Source organism: Hydrogenophaga soli (assembly GCF_054777695.1).
This window is the reverse complement of record NZ_BAAHAK010000001.1, coordinates 540,741-555,947: the sequence shown is the minus strand read 5'-3', so window position 1 is coordinate 555,947 and position 15,207 is coordinate 540,741. Positions and strand designations below refer to the sequence as shown.

At 64.9% G+C, this 15,207-nt stretch carries 18 protein-coding genes; 15 read left to right on the top strand and 3 right to left on the bottom strand.

What is annotated here, in order from left to right:
• Positions 1–5: 5 nt before the first annotated feature.
• Both ACYVB7_RS02530 and polA read right to left on the bottom strand, forming a co-directional pair.
• Complete coding sequence (locus ACYVB7_RS02530) at positions 6–1,619, bottom strand: ABC transporter substrate-binding protein (RefSeq protein ID WP_460504976.1); 1,614 nt, start codon at positions 1,617–1,619, stop codon at positions 6–8.
• A 160-nt stretch (positions 1,620–1,779) separates the two neighbouring features.
• Positions 1,780–4,725 (bottom strand): DNA polymerase I, encoded by a 2,946-nt coding sequence (gene polA / locus ACYVB7_RS02525; protein ID WP_460504975.1) that lies wholly within the window; start codon positions 4,723–4,725, stop codon positions 1,780–1,782.
• A 38-nt stretch (positions 4,726–4,763) separates the two neighbouring features.
• On the opposite strand from polA, the gene ACYVB7_RS02520 reads away from it, so the two are divergent.
• The 12 genes from ACYVB7_RS02520 (at position 4,764) to ACYVB7_RS02465 (ending at position 12,671) form a co-directional block, all read left to right on the top strand.
• A complete protein-coding gene (locus tag ACYVB7_RS02520; RefSeq protein WP_460504974.1) occupies positions 4,764–5,126 on the top strand; it encodes a hypothetical protein in 363 nt (120 codons plus the stop codon).
• Between the two features lie 113 nt (positions 5,127–5,239).
• On the top strand, positions 5,240–6,220 hold the full coding sequence (locus ACYVB7_RS02515) for a homoserine kinase (protein ID WP_460504973.1): 981 nt from the start codon (positions 5,240–5,242) through the stop codon (positions 6,218–6,220).
• 7 nt (positions 6,221–6,227) lie between these two features.
• Positions 6,228–7,019 (top strand): BPSS1780 family membrane protein, encoded by a 792-nt coding sequence (locus ACYVB7_RS02510; RefSeq protein ID WP_460504972.1) that lies wholly within the window; start codon positions 6,228–6,230, stop codon positions 7,017–7,019.
• 19 nt (positions 7,020–7,038) lie between these two features.
• Positions 7,039–7,749: a FecR family protein gene (locus ACYVB7_RS02505; protein WP_460504971.1), complete on the top strand. Its 711-nt coding sequence runs from the start codon at positions 7,039–7,041 to the stop codon at positions 7,747–7,749.
• Positions 7,750–7,904: 155 nt separating this feature from the next.
• The gene (locus tag ACYVB7_RS02500) at positions 7,905–8,582 is read left to right on the top strand and encodes a hypothetical protein (protein WP_460504970.1); all 678 of its coding nucleotides are present in this window, start codon (positions 7,905–7,907) and stop codon (positions 8,580–8,582) included.
• Positions 8,582–9,154, top strand: coding sequence for a FlgO family outer membrane protein (locus ACYVB7_RS02495; protein WP_460504969.1), 573 nt, complete (start codon positions 8,582–8,584; stop codon positions 9,152–9,154). The genes ACYVB7_RS02500 and ACYVB7_RS02495 overlap by 1 nt, the downstream gene beginning before the upstream one ends.
• A gap of 107 nt (positions 9,155–9,261) precedes the next feature.
• Positions 9,262–9,585, top strand: coding sequence for an ArsR/SmtB family transcription factor (locus ACYVB7_RS02490; RefSeq protein WP_460504968.1), 324 nt, complete (start codon positions 9,262–9,264; stop codon positions 9,583–9,585).
• Between the two features lie 45 nt (positions 9,586–9,630).
• The gene (locus tag ACYVB7_RS02485; RefSeq protein ID WP_460504967.1) at positions 9,631–10,137 is read left to right on the top strand and encodes a glyoxalase/bleomycin resistance/dioxygenase family protein; all 507 of its coding nucleotides are present in this window, start codon (positions 9,631–9,633) and stop codon (positions 10,135–10,137) included.
• 9 nt (positions 10,138–10,146) lie between these two features.
• Positions 10,147–10,650, top strand: coding sequence for an arsenate reductase ArsC (locus tag ACYVB7_RS02480; protein ID WP_460504966.1), 504 nt, complete (start codon positions 10,147–10,149; stop codon positions 10,648–10,650).
• A 4-nt stretch (positions 10,651–10,654) separates the two neighbouring features.
• Positions 10,655–11,680 (top strand): arsenic resistance protein, encoded by a 1,026-nt coding sequence (gene arsB / locus ACYVB7_RS02475; protein WP_460504965.1) that lies wholly within the window; start codon positions 10,655–10,657, stop codon positions 11,678–11,680.
• Positions 11,681–11,707: 27 nt separating this feature from the next.
• The gene (gene arsC, locus ACYVB7_RS02470; protein ID WP_460504964.1) at positions 11,708–12,133 is read left to right on the top strand and encodes a thioredoxin domain-containing protein; all 426 of its coding nucleotides are present in this window, start codon (positions 11,708–11,710) and stop codon (positions 12,131–12,133) included.
• Complete coding sequence (locus tag ACYVB7_RS02465; protein WP_460504963.1) at positions 12,108–12,671, top strand: sigma-70 family RNA polymerase sigma factor; 564 nt, start codon at positions 12,108–12,110, stop codon at positions 12,669–12,671. The genes arsC and ACYVB7_RS02465 overlap by 26 nt, the downstream gene beginning before the upstream one ends.
• Here the strand turns inward: ACYVB7_RS02465 and ACYVB7_RS02460 are convergent.
• A complete protein-coding gene (locus ACYVB7_RS02460) occupies positions 12,626–13,093 on the bottom strand; it encodes a hypothetical protein (protein ID WP_460504962.1) in 468 nt (155 codons plus the stop codon). The genes ACYVB7_RS02465 and ACYVB7_RS02460 overlap by 46 nt on opposite strands.
• A 122-nt stretch (positions 13,094–13,215) precedes the next feature.
• Here ACYVB7_RS02460 and ACYVB7_RS02455 point away from each other — a divergent pair, with 122 nt between their 5' ends.
• The 3 genes from ACYVB7_RS02455 to ACYVB7_RS02445 all read left to right on the top strand — a co-directional run bounded on the left by ACYVB7_RS02455 (position 13,216) and on the right by ACYVB7_RS02445 (position 15,201).
• Positions 13,216–14,277, top strand: a complete 1,062-nt coding sequence (locus ACYVB7_RS02455; protein ID WP_460504961.1) for a permease — start codon at positions 13,216–13,218, stop codon at positions 14,275–14,277.
• 219 nt (positions 14,278–14,496) lie between these two features.
• A complete protein-coding gene (locus ACYVB7_RS02450; RefSeq protein ID WP_460504960.1) occupies positions 14,497–14,739 on the top strand; it encodes a thioredoxin family protein in 243 nt (80 codons plus the stop codon).
• 12 nt (positions 14,740–14,751) lie between these two features.
• The gene (locus ACYVB7_RS02445; RefSeq protein WP_460504959.1) at positions 14,752–15,201 is read left to right on the top strand and encodes an OsmC family protein; all 450 of its coding nucleotides are present in this window, start codon (positions 14,752–14,754) and stop codon (positions 15,199–15,201) included.
• Positions 15,202–15,207 lie beyond the last annotated feature (6 nt).

Sequence of the window (15,207 nt, the reverse complement as noted above, 5' to 3'; positions counted from 1 at the left end):
GCGGATTACTTCAGCGAGACGTACTTGAACTGGTTCAGGCCAAAGGGAATGACCTGGAAGTTCTGCACTTCCTTGCGGGCAGGCTGGTTGGTCACCGAGTGGGCGATGGTGGACCAGGGCATGTCCTTCTTGAAGATGCCGATGGCTTGGGTGTAGAGCTTGGCGCGCTCGGCTTCGTCACGCACGCCGCGGGCCTTGAGCACCAGGGCGTCAAAGTCCTTGCTGCAGTAGCGGGCGTAGTTGTTGCCGCCCACGGACGAGCAGATCAGCAGCGACAGGAAGTTGTCGGGGCTGGCGAAGTCACCGGTCCAGCCCATCATGCCGGAGTCGTGCTCGCCGTTCTTCATGCGCTTGATGTACTCACCCCACTCGTAGGACACGATCTTGGCCTTGACGCCGATCTTGGCCCAGTCGGACTGGATCATCTCGGCCATCAGCTTGGCGTTGGGGTTGTAGGGGCGCTGCACCGGCATGGCCCACAGGTTCAGCTCGAAACCATCGGGCAGACCGGCCTTGGCCAGCAGCTTCTTGGCTTCTTCGGGGTTGTAGGCGGGGTTCTTCAGGCCCTTGTCGTAGCCGTACAGCGAGGGCGGCATGGGGTTGGTGGCCGACACGGCGTAACCCTGGTACACCGCCTTGATGATGGCGTCGCGGTTGATGGCCATGTCCAGCGCACGGCGCACGTCAGCCGACTTGGTGTGGCCCTTCTCGGTGTTGTAGTTGACGTAACCGATGTTGAAGCCCGGGGCCTCCAGCACCTTCAATGCCGGGTTGGACTTCATGGCTGCCACGTCCGCCGGGGCGGGGTAGACGGAAATCTGGCACTCGTTGGCCTTGAGCTTCTGGAAGCGGACCGACGCGTCCTTGGTGATGGCGAACACCAGGTTGGCCACCTTGGGCAAACCGGCTTCCCAGTAGCTGCCGTTGGCCTTGTAGCGGATCTGCGCATCCTTCTGGTAGCGCACGAAGGTGAAGGGACCGGTGCCCACGGGCAGCTGGTTGATCTGGGCGGCCTTGCCTTCTTGCAGCAGCTTGGCGGTGTACTCGGCCGACTGGATGGAGGCAAACGGCATGGCCACCTTGGCCAGGAAGTCGAAATCGGCGGACTTGAGGTGGAAGGCCACCGTCATGGCGTCCACCTTCTCGACGGCGGCGATGTTGCTGTCCAGCCCGGTGTCGGCGGCATAGGGGAACTGCACCGGGTAGGCCTTGTTGAAGGGGTGGTCCTTGTTGACCATGCGCTCGAACGTGAAGACCACGTCGTCGGCATTGAACTCACGGCTGGGCGTGAAGTACTCGGTGGTGTGGAACTTGACGCCAGGGCGCAGGCGGAAGATCACGGTCTTGCCATCGGGCGACACCGTCCAGCTCTGGGCCAGGCTGGGAATCATCTCGGTGGTGCCAATCTTGAAGTCCACCAGGCGGTTGAACATGGCCTGGTCGGCGGCGTCGAAGGTGGTGCCAGTGGTGAATTGGGCGGTGTCAAAACCCTCGGGGCTGGCTTCGGAACAGTAGACCAGCGTGCCTTTGGCCTGGGCTTGGGCCAGGGCGGGCACTGCCAGAGAGCCCGACACGGCCAAGGCGGCCATCACCGCATGAGACAGAAAACGTTTGCGCATTGAGATCTCCTTACAAAATGGAGTCAAAACAGGGTGCCCAAGGGGCGAAACCCGCAATGTAGCCAGTCGCGCAAACGTTGTCTAACCAATACCTGACCGACAGGAACGTCTATTGACAAACCGCCCGGAAAAGCACTGGCCCCGGCGGCCCTGCCCACGCTCAGTGCGCCTGCTCCCAGGTGGGGCCCACGCCCACCTCGGCCAGCAGTGGCACCTTGAGCGCAGCCACCCCGGCCATGAGGCGGGGCACCTCGGTTTTCACCCAGTCCACCTCGGCCAGCGGCACCTCGAACACCAGTTCGTCATGCACCTGCATGATCATTCGCGTGCCCCGGGCTGGCCCATTTGTGCCCCCATCCAGGGCTTTTTGCACCGCCACCATGCTGAGTTTGATGAGATCGGCCGCCGTGCCCTGCATCGGTGCGTTGATGGCGGCGCGCTCGGCCCCCGCCCGCCGGGGGCCGTTGGGGCTGTTGATTTCGGGCAGCACCAGCCGCCGCCCGAACACGGTTTCCACGTGCCCCTGGGCCTTGGCCTGGGCGCGGGTGTCGTCCATGTACTGCTTGACGCCGGCAAACCGCTCGAAGTAGCGCTGGATGTAGTTCTTGGCCGCGGTGTTGTCGATGGACAACGCTTTGGCCAGGCCAAAACTGCTCATGCCGTAGATCAGGCCGAAGTTGATGGTCTTGGCGTAGCGCCGCTGCTCGGGCGTCACCTGGTCCAGCGCCACCCCGAACACCTCGGCGGCGGTGGCCCGGTGCACGTCCAGCCCGTCGGCAAAGGCCTTGAGCAGCGCCGGGTCGTTGCTGAGATGGGCCATGATGCGCAGCTCGATCTGACTGTAATCGGCGCTGGCGATCACGCAGCCCGGCGGGGCCACGAAGGCCTCGCGCACGCGGCGGCCTTCGGGGGTGCGAACGGGAATGTTCTGCAGGTTGGGGTCGTTGCTGGACAGGCGCCCCGTCACCGCCACCGCCTGGGCGTAGTGGGTGTGTACCCGGCCCGTGCGGGGGTTGGCCAACTGGGCCAGCTTGTCGGTGTAGGTGCCTTTGAGCTTGCTCAAGCTGCGGTGCTCCAGCAGCTTGGCGGGCAGCGGGTAGTCCTCGGCCAGTTTTTCCAGCACCTCCTCGTCGGTGCTGCGGGCACCGGTGGCGGTTTTCTTGACCACCGGCATGCCCAGCTTGTCAAAGAAGATTTCGCCCAGCTGCTTGGGGCTGGCCAGGTTGAAGGGCTGCCCGGCAATGGCGTAGGCGTCCTGCTCCAGCTGCACGATGCGCTGGCCCAGCTCGTGGCTTTGGGCGGCCAGGGTGGGCGCGTCGATCAGCACGCCGTTGCGCTCGATGCGGTACAGCACCTCGCTGCTGGCGATTTCCAGGCGGTAGATGAAGTCCAGCCCGTGCGCCGCGGCATCGGCGCTGGGCGCGGGGCCATTTGCTACATTATTAATAGCTACTTGCGCTTTTTCTGAAAGCGCAATAGCCGATTTTTCCTTGAGAATTTGAGGCCACAACACGCGGTGCACGGCCAGGGTTTGCTCGGCGTCTTCGGCGGCGTATTCAGCGGCCTTGGCCACCTCCACCTGGGCAAACGGAATCTGGTGTGCCCCTTTGCCACACAGGTCTTCGTAGCCGATGCCGTCGCGCCCCAGGTGGCGCAGCGCCAGGCTGGACAGGTTGTGGGGCTTGTGCACCTCCAGCACGTAGCTTTGCAGCATGGTGTCGTGGGTGTAGCCCTGCACTTCTATGCCGTGGTTGGCCAGCACATGCCGGTCGTACTTGATGTGCTGGCCCAGCTTGGGGGCCGCGGGGTTTTCCAGCCAGGGTTTGAGGCGGGCCAGCACCTCGTCGGCGGGCAGTTGCTGCACGCCTTCGCCGCCGGGCTGGGCCACGTCGGGGCCGTTGTGCGCCAGCGGGATGTAGGCGGCGCGCCCGGGCTCCACACACAGGCTGATGCCCACCACCTGGGCCACCATCTCGTCGAGCGAGGTGGTTTCGGTGTCCAGCGCGGTGAGTTCCGCCGCTTCGACGCGGGCCAGCCAGGCGTCGAAGGTGGGCCAGTCGGTCACGGTGTCCACCTTCACGGGCGTGGCTGTGGGTGCGGGGCTGGCTGGCGGCTCGGCCTGGGTGTCTTCCGGCGGTTCGCCAAACAAGTCGCCCGTGCCGCCCGCCGCGGGGGCGGCGTTGGATGCGGTCCCGCTGCGGGCAGGCGCGGTCGGCTTGGCGCGTTCGGTCAGCGAGCGGGCCAGGCCTTTGAAGCCGAACTCGGCATAAAAGTCGGCCAGACCACCGTCGTCCTCGGGCTTCACGGCGATGGCGTCGAGGGCGGGCAGGCCCGGCACATGGCCGTCCAGGTCGCAGTCGGTCTTGATGGTCACCAACTGCCGCCCGGTGGGCAGCCAGTCCAGGGCGTTGCGCAGGTTCTCACCCGCCACGCCCTTGACCTCGCCCGCCCGGGCCACCAGCGCGTCCAGGCTGCCGTATTCCTGCAACCACTTGGCGGCGGTCTTGGGGCCCACCTTGGGCACGCCGGGCACGTTGTCCACGGCGTCGCCCACCAGGGTCTGGAAGTCGATCATCAGCCTTGCGGGCACGCCGAATTCGGCCTCCACCCCGGCCAGGTCGCGGCGCTTGCCGTTCATGGTGTCGATGATGGTGATGCGCTCGGTCACCAGCTGCGCCAGGTCCTTGTCGCCGCTGGAAATCACCACGTCAAAGCCCTGCCGCTCTCCGGCCACCGCGAGGGTGCCAATCACGTCGTCAGCCTCCACCTCGGGCACGTTCAGCACCGTCCAGCCCAGCAGCTGCACCACGCGGTGGATGGGGGCAATCTGCGCCCGCAGGTCATCGGGCATGGGGGCGCGGTGGGCCTTGTAATCGGGGTACAGCGCGTCACGGAAGGTGGGGCCGGAGGCGTCGAACACGCAGGCCACATGCCCGGCAGGCACTTCCTTGCGCAGGCTTTGCAGCATGTTGACCATGCCGCGAATGGCCCCGGTGGGGGCGCTGGAGGGGTCTCCAGCCACAGCCCGCAGGTCGGGCATGGCATGAAAGGCACGGTACAGGTAGCTGGAACCGTCGACCAGCAGCAGGGTTTTCTTCTCGCTCATGCCCGGCATTGTGCGGCAGGCCCTCCTTACAATGTGGCATGCCCCAAGACACCCCTGCCCGCGCGTTGGCCCGCGCCATTCGCCCCGCGCTCATCCTGGCCCTGAGCACCGCCTGCGGCCTGAGCCTGGCACAGACCGCCCCGGCCCCCGCCACACCCGAACTGAGCGCCGAACGCGCCACCCCCAAGGTGGAACACATCGTGGTGGAAGACGGTGGCAGCCGTGTGGAAGAAACCCGCGTGGGCGGGGTGACCCGCCAGATCGAGGTGCAGACCAAGTCCGGCCTGCCCGCCTACCAGATCCAGCCCAGCCAGGTGCAAGGCCCGGCCACCTCGGCATCCGAACGCACAGGTCAACCCGGCGGTGCCGGACGCAGCAGCTGGCGCGTGCTGAGCTTCTGAGCCCCAGCGGTCAGCCCAGCCTTTCACCGTTTCGCCAACGCCAACCGCGTTTTCCTTTCTCCACGCCGCCCTCCCTCTGCCCGGCCACCGCGAGCCGGAGCCACGCGAACACCATGGCCGTCTTCACCCCCGTCACGCCCGCCGACGTCAACCCGCTGATGAACAAGCTGGGGCTGGGCACCGTCACCCACCTTCACGGCATTGTGGGTGGCATTGAAAACACCAACTACTTCGTCACCACCGAGCTGGACGGCTCCCCGACCGAACACGTGCTGACCCTGTTTGAACGCCTGAGCTTCGAACAGCTGCCGTTCTACCTGCACCTGATGAAGCACCTGGCCGGCAAAGGCATCCCGGTGCCCGACCCGGCGGCTGACGGCAAGGGCAACATCCTGCACAAGCTCAAGAACAAACCCACGGCGGTGGTCAACAAGCTGCGCGGCAAAAGCCAGCTGGCTCCCCAAGAGGTGCATTGCGCCGCGGTGGGGGCCATGCTGGCCCGCATGCACCTGGCCGGACAGGACTACGACCGCAGCCAGCCCAACCTGCGCGGCCTGGCCTGGTGGAACGACACCGTGCCCGTGGTGCTGCCGCATCTGGAGCCCGCCCAGGCCGACCTCATCCGCGCCGAACTGGCCTACCAGAACCATGTGGCCGCCAGCCCGACCTACGCCGCCCTGCCCCGCGGCCCGGTCCATGCCGACCTGTTCCGCGACAACGTGATGTTCGAGGGCGAGACCCTCACCGGCTTCTTCGACTTCTACTTTGCCGGGGTGGACACCTTTTTGTTCGACCTGGCCGTGTGCCTGAACGACTGGTGCATTGACCTGCCCACCGGCACCCACGACGCCCCCCGCGCCCAAGCCATGCTGGACGCCTACCAGTCCGAGCGCCCCCTGACCGGGCCGGAGCGCGAACTACTGCCCGCCATGCTGCGGGCCGGGGCCTTGCGCTTTTGGACCTCGCGCCTGTGGGACTGGCACCTGCCCCGCGAAGCCTCCATGCTTCAGCCGCACGACCCCACCCACTTCGAGCGGGTGCTGCGCCAGCGTGTGCAACACGCCGCCGACCACGCGCAATGGATTCGGGGCTGAGCACCGCATGAAACTCAACCGCGTTCCCGCCCTCAGAGGGCTGACCTGGGTCCGCCAAGGCATGCGCACCTTCTGGCGACAACCGCTGGCCATGAGTGGACTGTTCCTGATGTTCATGGGTCTGGTGACGGTGCTCATGTTCGTGCCGGTGGTGGGCAAGGTGCTGGCCCTGGGCCTGGTGCCCGCAGCCACCCTGGGCCTGATGACGGCGGCCCGCCTGTCCGAACAGGGCCGCTTTCCCATGCCCCATGTGTTGGGGGCCGCCTTTGCCGCAGGCCGTGAACGGGCGTTGGCCATGGGGGTGCTGGGGGCCCTGTACGTGGCGGGTGTGTTGCTGATGCTGGGGCTCACGGCCCTGGTCGATGGCGGTCAGTTCGCGCAGGCCTACATGGGCAGCACCGGTCTGGGCGAAGAACAACTCAACGACCCCGCGGTGGAAGCCGCCGCCTGGGTGGGCCTGGCAGGGTACACCCTGCTGTCGGCCCTGTTCTGGCATGCCCCGGCCCTGGTGCACTGGCATGGCGTGGCACCGGTCAAAAGCCTGTTTTTCAGCCTGCTGGGGTGCTGGCAGAACAAGGCCGCCCTGGCGGTGTACATGCTCGGGTGGACCGGGGTGTTCGTCATCGGGGCGGTGCTGATCAGCGTGGTGGTCGCCGCCCTCGGCGAAACCGGCATGGCCGCGGCCCTGGTGTTTCCGGTCATCCTCGTGATGGCGGCCATGTTTTTCTCGTCCATTCACTTCAGTTTTGACGACAGCTTCTTGACAGACCCTGCCGAGTCACCAGAATCGGCGGCCTGACCCTTTTTTGACGTCCCCCATGCACCAACACACCCTTTCTGGCCGCACCGAAACCGAGTTGCTGTGGTTCCAACGCCGACACGCCATGCAAGCCGCGGCCGCTTGGGTGGCCAGTGGCGGATGGCTGAGTGCTCAAGCCCAGCAACGCAGCAACATCGTGGAGCTGGAAGGCGACGCCACCCTCAACGGCAGCAAACTGCACCTGACTCAATCGGTGCAGACGGGCGATGTGGTGGAAACCGGGCCGCAGTCTCGGTTGGTGTTTGTGGTGGGCAATGCGGCCTTCCATGTTCGACAAAACTCCCGACTGGTGGTTGAGCGCGGCAGCAGCCTCAACGTGGTGAGCGTGCTCCGCCTGCTGACGGGTGCGGTGGTCAGCGTGTGGGGGCGAGGCACCCCGCGACGCATCACCACCCCCACCCTGACCGCCGGCATCCGCGGCACCGGGGTCTACACCGAGATTTTTGCCAACCAGGACAACCGCAGCTACCTGTGCAACTGTTACGGCACGGTGGACCTCGCCACCAACGCCGACCGGCGCACATCACAAACGGAATACCACCAGGCCTTCTGGGCCGACCGACGCGAGGAATCCGAAGTGGTGCTGACCCCCGCCAAGGCCATCAACCACACGGACGAAGAACTGGAATTTTTGGCCCGCCTGGTCAACCAGCGCACCGCCTGGCAAATCAGCGGAAAAAAGGGCGACAAGGAGTTGATGGGCTACTGATCCGCCATCCACGCCATCACAAGCGTGGCGGCAAGGTGACACCCAAGGTGTTTTCCCAACCGGATCAACAACCTATCGGCCATAATTTGAGTAGCTTGGCTCGACGCACCCAGAGACAGCATGTATTCACCCCACGGTGCACAAGGAGTACCCCTTTGAAACGATCATTCCTGACAGGTGGCAGCGCAACGCTGCTGATGGTGATGCTTGGCGGGTGTGCTCAGTCTCCCATTCCCGTCTCTGGCAACTTCGACCTGACCGAACAGAAGAAAGTTCGCTCGGCAGGCCATTGGCAAGTGGTTTCGCGCGACGCAGTCAAGGAAACCCTCAAGCTGCTGGACGACGCGGGTGTGGCCAGCAACGCCCGCTTGGCCGTGGTGCCTCCTGAAAAAAGCTCCGGCTTTGACAAGGTCTTCCACGAGATGCTCACCACCGAACTGGTGCGCTCCGGCCGCCGCGTGGCCCTCAGCGCCCAGAACGTGGTTCAGGTCAGCTACACCGTTCAATTGGTCGAACACAAGAGTGCACGCCCCCATTTCATTCCCGGCATCTACACCATGCTGACGGCAGGTGTGGGCGTGGTCTATGGCCTGCGCAACCAACACATCGACACCAAGATGGTGGGTGCACTGGGTGTTGCAGGCATTGCCGACTACGCCGCCAGCGTCAATTCCGGCGGCCCCACCCACACCGAACTGGTGCTGACCACCACGGCTGGCACGCCCGACCAAATCCTGTCGCGCAAGACCGACGTTTACTACATCGAAGACGCGGATGCCTCGCTGTTCAAAACCGCGCCCGAGTTCAAAGCCATGAAGGTGGTGAACCAATGATGCTCCCCACCCTTTCCCGCGTGGTCCTGCCCGTTGCGCTGGCCTGCACCGCCTTGCTGAGCGCCTGTTCCACCAACCAGAACGGCGTTTACACCAAGCCCGAACCCACCTACGAAGAAGCCAAAGCCAGCCCCTTCGTGGCGGCCAACCGCGACGCCATCAACGCGCTGTTGACGGGCATGGACCTGCAAGCCCTGTCCACCACGCCCATGCTGGTGGCCACGGTGGTCAACGTGAACGACCTGCGCAAAACCGCCCCGCTGGGTCGCACCCTGTCTGAGCAGTACGCGTCTTACATGGTGTCTCGCGGCCTGCTGGTCAAGGAACTGAAGCTGCGTGGCGACGTGTTCGTGCGCGAAACCACCGGTGAGCTGATGCTGTCGCGCGAGCTCAAAGACATCGCCAAGGTGCACAACGCGGGGGTGGTGCTTGTGGGCACCTATTCCGCAGCGGCCAACGCCACCTATGTCAGCATCAAGCTGGTCAACACCGAGTCGGGCCAAATCCTCAAGGGCCACGACTACGCCCTGCCCAACAACGCCGACGTGAAGCTGCTGCTGGGCGTCAAGTAAGCCACCAGGCCCTTTGCCTCTCCACAACGCCCCGCTGGCTGGACCACCGGGGCGTTTGTTTTGGCTCCATCACTTCAATAATTCAACTTTTGTTGTAATATTGATGCATGAACGAAACCGATGTTGTCCGCTCACTGGCGGCCCTGGCCCAAGACGTGCGCCTGCGCGTGTTCCGCGCCCTGGTGGTGGCTGGTCCGGATGGGCTGACCCCTGGTGACCTGTCCACCCAACTGAGCGTGCCGCCCAACGCCCTGTCTTTCCACCTGAAGGAGTTGAGCCACGCGGGGCTGGTCAGCCAGGAGCGCCAGGGCCGCAACCTGGTGTACCGCGCCTCGTTCGAACGCATGAACGCCCTGCTGGCCTACCTCACCCAGAACTGCTGCCAAGGCCAGCCTTGCGACGCCAACGCCGCGCCACCGTGCGCCTGTTGAGTCAGCCCCCCACCCTCTTCCCTGCCCCTTTGAAGGAACCTCGCCATGAAACGCTTCCACGTCCACCTGCACGTCACCGACCTGGCCCACAGCATTGCTTTTTATTCCCAGCTGTTTGCGGCTCAACCCACCCGAGTGGAAACCGACTACGCCAAGTGGATGCTGGACGACCCACGCATCAACTTCGCCATTTCCACACGGGGCCAGAAGCCGGGGCTGGACCACCTGGGCTTCCAGGTGGACAACGCAGCCGAGCTGGCCGACCTGAAGGCCCGTGCCCAAACGGCCGACATGGCCTTGCTGGACGAAGGGGCCACCACCTGCTGCTACGCCCGCAGCGAAAAGCACTGGATCACCGACCCCCAAGGCGTGGCGTGGGAGCACTTTCACACGTTGGAAAACATTCCCGTGTTCAATGAACAGCCCGCCCAAGGCGGTTGCTGTGTGCCCGCAGCTGCGGGTGCTGCAGCACCGGCAGCCTCTTGCTGTGCCCCGGCCCAGGCTGCGTCTGGCTGCTGTGGCGGCGGCTCCTCCAAAACGTCTTGCTGCTGAAAGCCTTCCATGACCACACCCCAACCCCTGAACGTGCTGTTTCTGTGCACCCACAACTCGGCCCGCAGCATCCTGGCCGAAGCCCTGCTCAACCACCTGGGCAAGGGCCGCTTCAAGGCCTACTCAGCGGGCAGCAGCCCGCGTGAGAACCAGCAACCCAACCCCTTGGGCTTGCAGGTGCTGCAAACCGCGGCCATTTCCACCGATGGCCTGCACAGCAAAAGCTGGGACGCGTTCTCCGGCCCCGACGCGCCCCACATGGACCTGATCATCACCGTGTGTGACAACGCCGCGGGTGAGGTCTGCCCCGTCTGGCCTGGCCACCCCGCCACGGCCCACTGGGGATATGCCGATCCCTCGGAAGGCACAGGCAGCGATGCCGAGAAGCTGGAGGCGTTTCGCAGCACCCTTTACGCCATGCGCCGCCGCCTGGAGCTGATGCTGAGCCTGCCCGCCGACAAGCTGGAAAAGGCCCTGCTGCAAACCACCGCCCGCGAACTGGCGAAGAGTTGACGCCATGAACCTGTTTGAACGTTACCTCACCCTCTGGGTGTTCCTGTGCATCGTGGCGGGCATTGGGGCCGGGCAACTGGCCCCGGAGCTGTTCCAGGCCGTGGGCCGCATGGAGGTGGCGCAGGTCAACCTGCCGGTGGGGCTGCTGATCTGGGTCATGGTCATCCCCATGCTGGTGAAGGTGGACTTTGGCGCGCTGGGCGAGGTGCGCAAACACGTCAAGGGCATTGGCGTGACGCTGTTCGTCAACTGGCTGGTCAAACCGTTTTCCATGGCGCTGCTGGGCTGGCTGTTCATCCGCCACCTGTTTGCACCGCTGCTGCCCGCCGACCAGTTGGACAGCTACATCGCCGGGCTGATCCTGCTGGCCGCCGCACCTTGCACCGCCATGGTGTTCGTCTGGAGCCGCCTGACCCGGGGTGACCCGCTGTTCACCCTGAGCCAGGTCGCGCTGAACGACAGCATCATGGTGGTGGCGTTTGCGCCGCTGGTGGCGCTGCTGCTGGGGGTGTCGTCCATCACCGTGCCGTGGGCCACGTTGCTGACCTCGGTGGTGCTGTACATCGTCATTCCCGTGGCACTGGCACAGTGGCTGCGCAAGGCGCTGCTGGCACGGGGGCAGGCGGCCTTTGACGCGGCCATGGACCGCATCGGCCCCTGGTCCATCACCGCACTGCTGCTGACGCTGGTGCTGTTGTTCGCCTTCCAGGGCGAAGCCATCCTGAAACAGCCGCTGGTGATTGCGCTGCTGGCCGTGCCCATCCTGATCCAGGTGTTTTTCAACTCGGCGCTGGCCTACTGGCTCAACCGCAAATTGGGCGAGCAGCACAATGTGGCCTGCCCGTCGGCCCTGATCGGGGCCAGCAACTTCTTTGAACTGGCGGTGGCCGCGGCCATCAGCCTGTTCGGCTTTCACTCCGGGGCGGCGCTGGCCACGGTGGTGGGCGTGCTGATCGAGGTGCCGGTGATGCTGCTGGTGGTGGCCATCGTCAACCGCAGCAAGGGCTGGTACGAACGGGGTATCGCTTGATTTGATTCAACTGTTTGCTATTTTTTCATGAGCAAAATCACCATCTACCACAACCCCAAGTGCGGCACCTCGCGCAACGTGTTGGCCCTGATCCGCAACAGCGGCGTCGAGCCCGAGGTGGTTGAATACCTCAAAACCCCGCCCACCCAAGCCCAACTGGCCGACATGGCGGCGGCCAACGGCCAGGGCGTGCGCGGCCTGCTGCGCGAAAAAGGCACGCCCTATGCCGAGCTGGACCTGGGCAACCCGCAATGGACCGATGAGCAGCTGCTGGACTTCATGGTGGCCCAGCCCATCCTGATCAACCGCCCCATCGTGGTCACGCCGCTGGGCACCCGCTTGTGCCGCCCGTCCGAGGCGGTGCTGGACATCCTGCCGCAACCCCAACAGGGTGCGTTTGCCAAGGAAGACGGCGAGCAGGTCATCGATGCCCAAGGCCAGCGCATCCGCTGACGCCAGCCCCTGCCTGATCTCAGCCTGGCGCCAGCACCAGGGTGAGGTGCTCGGCTGGCTGGCACGCCAGTTGGCCGACCGTGAAACCGCCCACGATCTGCTGCAGGACGTGTTCCTCGAGGCCCTGCGGCAAGGCCCGGCGTTTTGTGACGTGAACCACCCTCGGGCCTGGCTGTTCGAGGTGGCACGCAACACCCTGACCGACCACCACCGACGCCAGCCCCCGGTGGACGGCTGGAGCCCCGAACAACTGGACCAGTTGCCCCAGCCGGACGAATCCACCCCGGTGGTGGACCAACTCACCGGCTGCCTCTGCCGGGTGTTGGGCGAACTGGAGGCCACCGATGCCGACATCATCCGCCAGTGCGACCTGCACGGTGTGCGCCAGCAAGACTACGCCACCCAGCACGGCCTGAGCCTGCCCGCCACCAAGGCCCGGTTGCGCCGCGCCCGCGAGCGCTTGCGCGTGGCCATGACGCAGGGTTGCCAGATTCAGGCCTTGCCCGGTGGCGGCGTGAGCGACTTCGTGCCCCGCTGAGCGCCCGCCTGGGGCGCACCTTTGCTCAGGCGGTCCCAGTCTTTCAGCGTCTGCTGCAAGCGGTTCTTGGCGTTGGTGTGGCTGGCCCGGAAGGTGTGGGTCAGGCGTTTTCTCAGCGCTTCGTCCGGAGCCGGTTCGCCCGCTGCCTTCAGGTGATCGATCAACAACATCACCGCCTGGTAGTCGCCCGATTCAACCCCCAAAGCCAGCAGCACCTGAGCACCCAAGGGGTGGGCTTGCGGGTTGGCCCCCAGGCTCAGCATGTGCCGCAACAAGCCCGCCTTGCCGTGCTCGCAGGCCCAGGTGAGCGGGACCAGGCCACCTTCTTGCGCAGCGTTGAAATCGGTCCCTGCTGCCAGACTTGCAGGATCCAGCGGCCAGCCGGAGGCCTTGATCATTTGCTGCTGTTTCCAATCGGTCATGGGGGGCCTGTGTCTGGGTGAGGGAGGCCGATGGTACGCGTCAGCCGCCCTCGGGGAAGAAACCGCGCGACAAAAGGGTGGCGAAGGTGCATCCTTTTGACGCGCACAACGTCTTCAGCACCATGAACACCCCCACGGACTTTCCGGCCCCACCCCTTCCGCAGCGCTGGCACCTGCGGCACCCCACCGCCTTCCTGCTGCTGGCGGCCAGCGTGTGGTGGGGGCTGTATCAAACCCTGGTGCCCACCTCCGAATGGCTGGTGGCCCAACTGCCCGTTGAACGTGACAGCCACCTGGGCGGTGCGTTGCAGTTCTTCTTGTACGACACACCCAAGGTGCTGATGCTGCTGACCGGCGTGGTGTTCGTCATGGGCATGGTTAATAGCTATTTCACGCCCGAGCGCACCCGCGCCCTGCTGGCCGGGCGCAGCGAAGGGCTGGCGAATGTGATGGCGGCCACGCTGGGCATCGTCACCCCGTTTTGCAGTTGCTCGGCGGTGCCGCTGTTCATTGGCTTTGTGCAGGCAGGGGTGCCGCTGGGGGTGACGTTTTCCTTCCTCATCTCGGCCCCCATGGTCAACGAGGTGGCACTGACGCTGCTGTTTGGCATGTTTGGCTGGCAGGTGGCACTGCTGTACCTGGGGCTGGGCCTGAGCGTGGCCATCGTGTCGGGCTGGGTGATTGGCCGTCTGAAGATGGAAGCCCACCTGGAGGATTGGGTGCGCGACATGCCCAGGATGTCCGCCGACTTCGACCCCGGCCAAACCACCTTGGCCGATCGGATGCAGGCCGGGTTTGCCGCGGTGAAAGAGATTGTGGGCAAGGTGTGGCCCTACATCCTGGCGGGCATCGCCATTGGCGCGGGCATCCACGGCTATGCGCCCCAAGACCTGATGGCCAGCTTCATGGGCAAAGAGGCCTGGTGGTCGGTGCCCCTGGCGGTGCTGCTGGGCGTGCCGCTGTACACCAACGCGGCAGGGGTCATTCCCATCGTGCAGGCCTTGCTGGCCAAAGGCGCGGCGCTGGGCACGGTGCTGGCCTTCATGATGAGCGTGATTGCGCTCTCGCTGCCCGAGCTGATCATCCTGCGCAAGGTGCTGAAGCTGCGGCTCATTGCAACCTTTGTGGGCGTGGTGGCCACCGGCATCCTGCTGGTGGGCTTTGTGTTCAACGCCGTGTTGTGACCTCCAGGAGACCGATGGATGCAACGCCGCCCCCTGCTGCTCGCCCCCGGTGGGCACGCCTGCGTGGGCGACACCGGCAACCTGCTGAAGGCCTTGTGACCCACCGCACCCACCTGGAACTGGAGCCAGAGTGAAGCTCAAAATTCAAAGACTTATTGATCTTTACCGCTTTATACACGTCATTGTTTGCTATCGTTTTTAAACATACTGGAGATTGTCATGGACATCAAGGTACTCGGCACTGGCTGCGCCAACTGCAAAAACACCATCGCCCTCATTGACCAGGTGGCGCAGGCCAAGGGGGTGACCGTCCAGTTGGAAAAGGTGGAAGACCTCCGCGCCATCATGGGCTACGGGGTGATGAGCACGCCCGGCGTGGTCGTCGATGGCAAGGTGGTGCACGCCGGTGGCGTGCCCAGCCGCGACAAGATCGAGCAGTGGCTGAGCCATGGCAACGGCTGAGTGGGGGCATCCATGACGGCCTCCCCCACCACCAAGCTGAGCTTCCATGTGGAATCGGTGCGCCTGAGTGCCCATGCCAGCCAGAGCACCTGCAAACAAGCCACCATCACCCTGGACACCGACCTGGCGGGCAACCCCCATGCGTTCAACCCCGCTGAACTGCTGCTGGCCGCGCTGTCGGCTTGCATCATCAAGGGCATCGAGCGCGTGGCCCCCATCTTGAAGTTCGATCTGCGGGGTGTGAGCGTGACGGTGGACGGCGTTCGCCAGGATGTGCCCCCACGCATGGAAAGCATTCGTTACCTGATTGAGGTGGACACCGACGAACCGGACCCGCGGCTCAAGCTGCTCCACGACAACGTGAAGAAATTTGGCACCGTGTTCAACACCGTGGCACCCGGCACCGATTTGCAGGGCGAGCTGCGCCGCGCTCCCCCTGCGGTGGCCCCACCCACCCCTTGAAGCGGG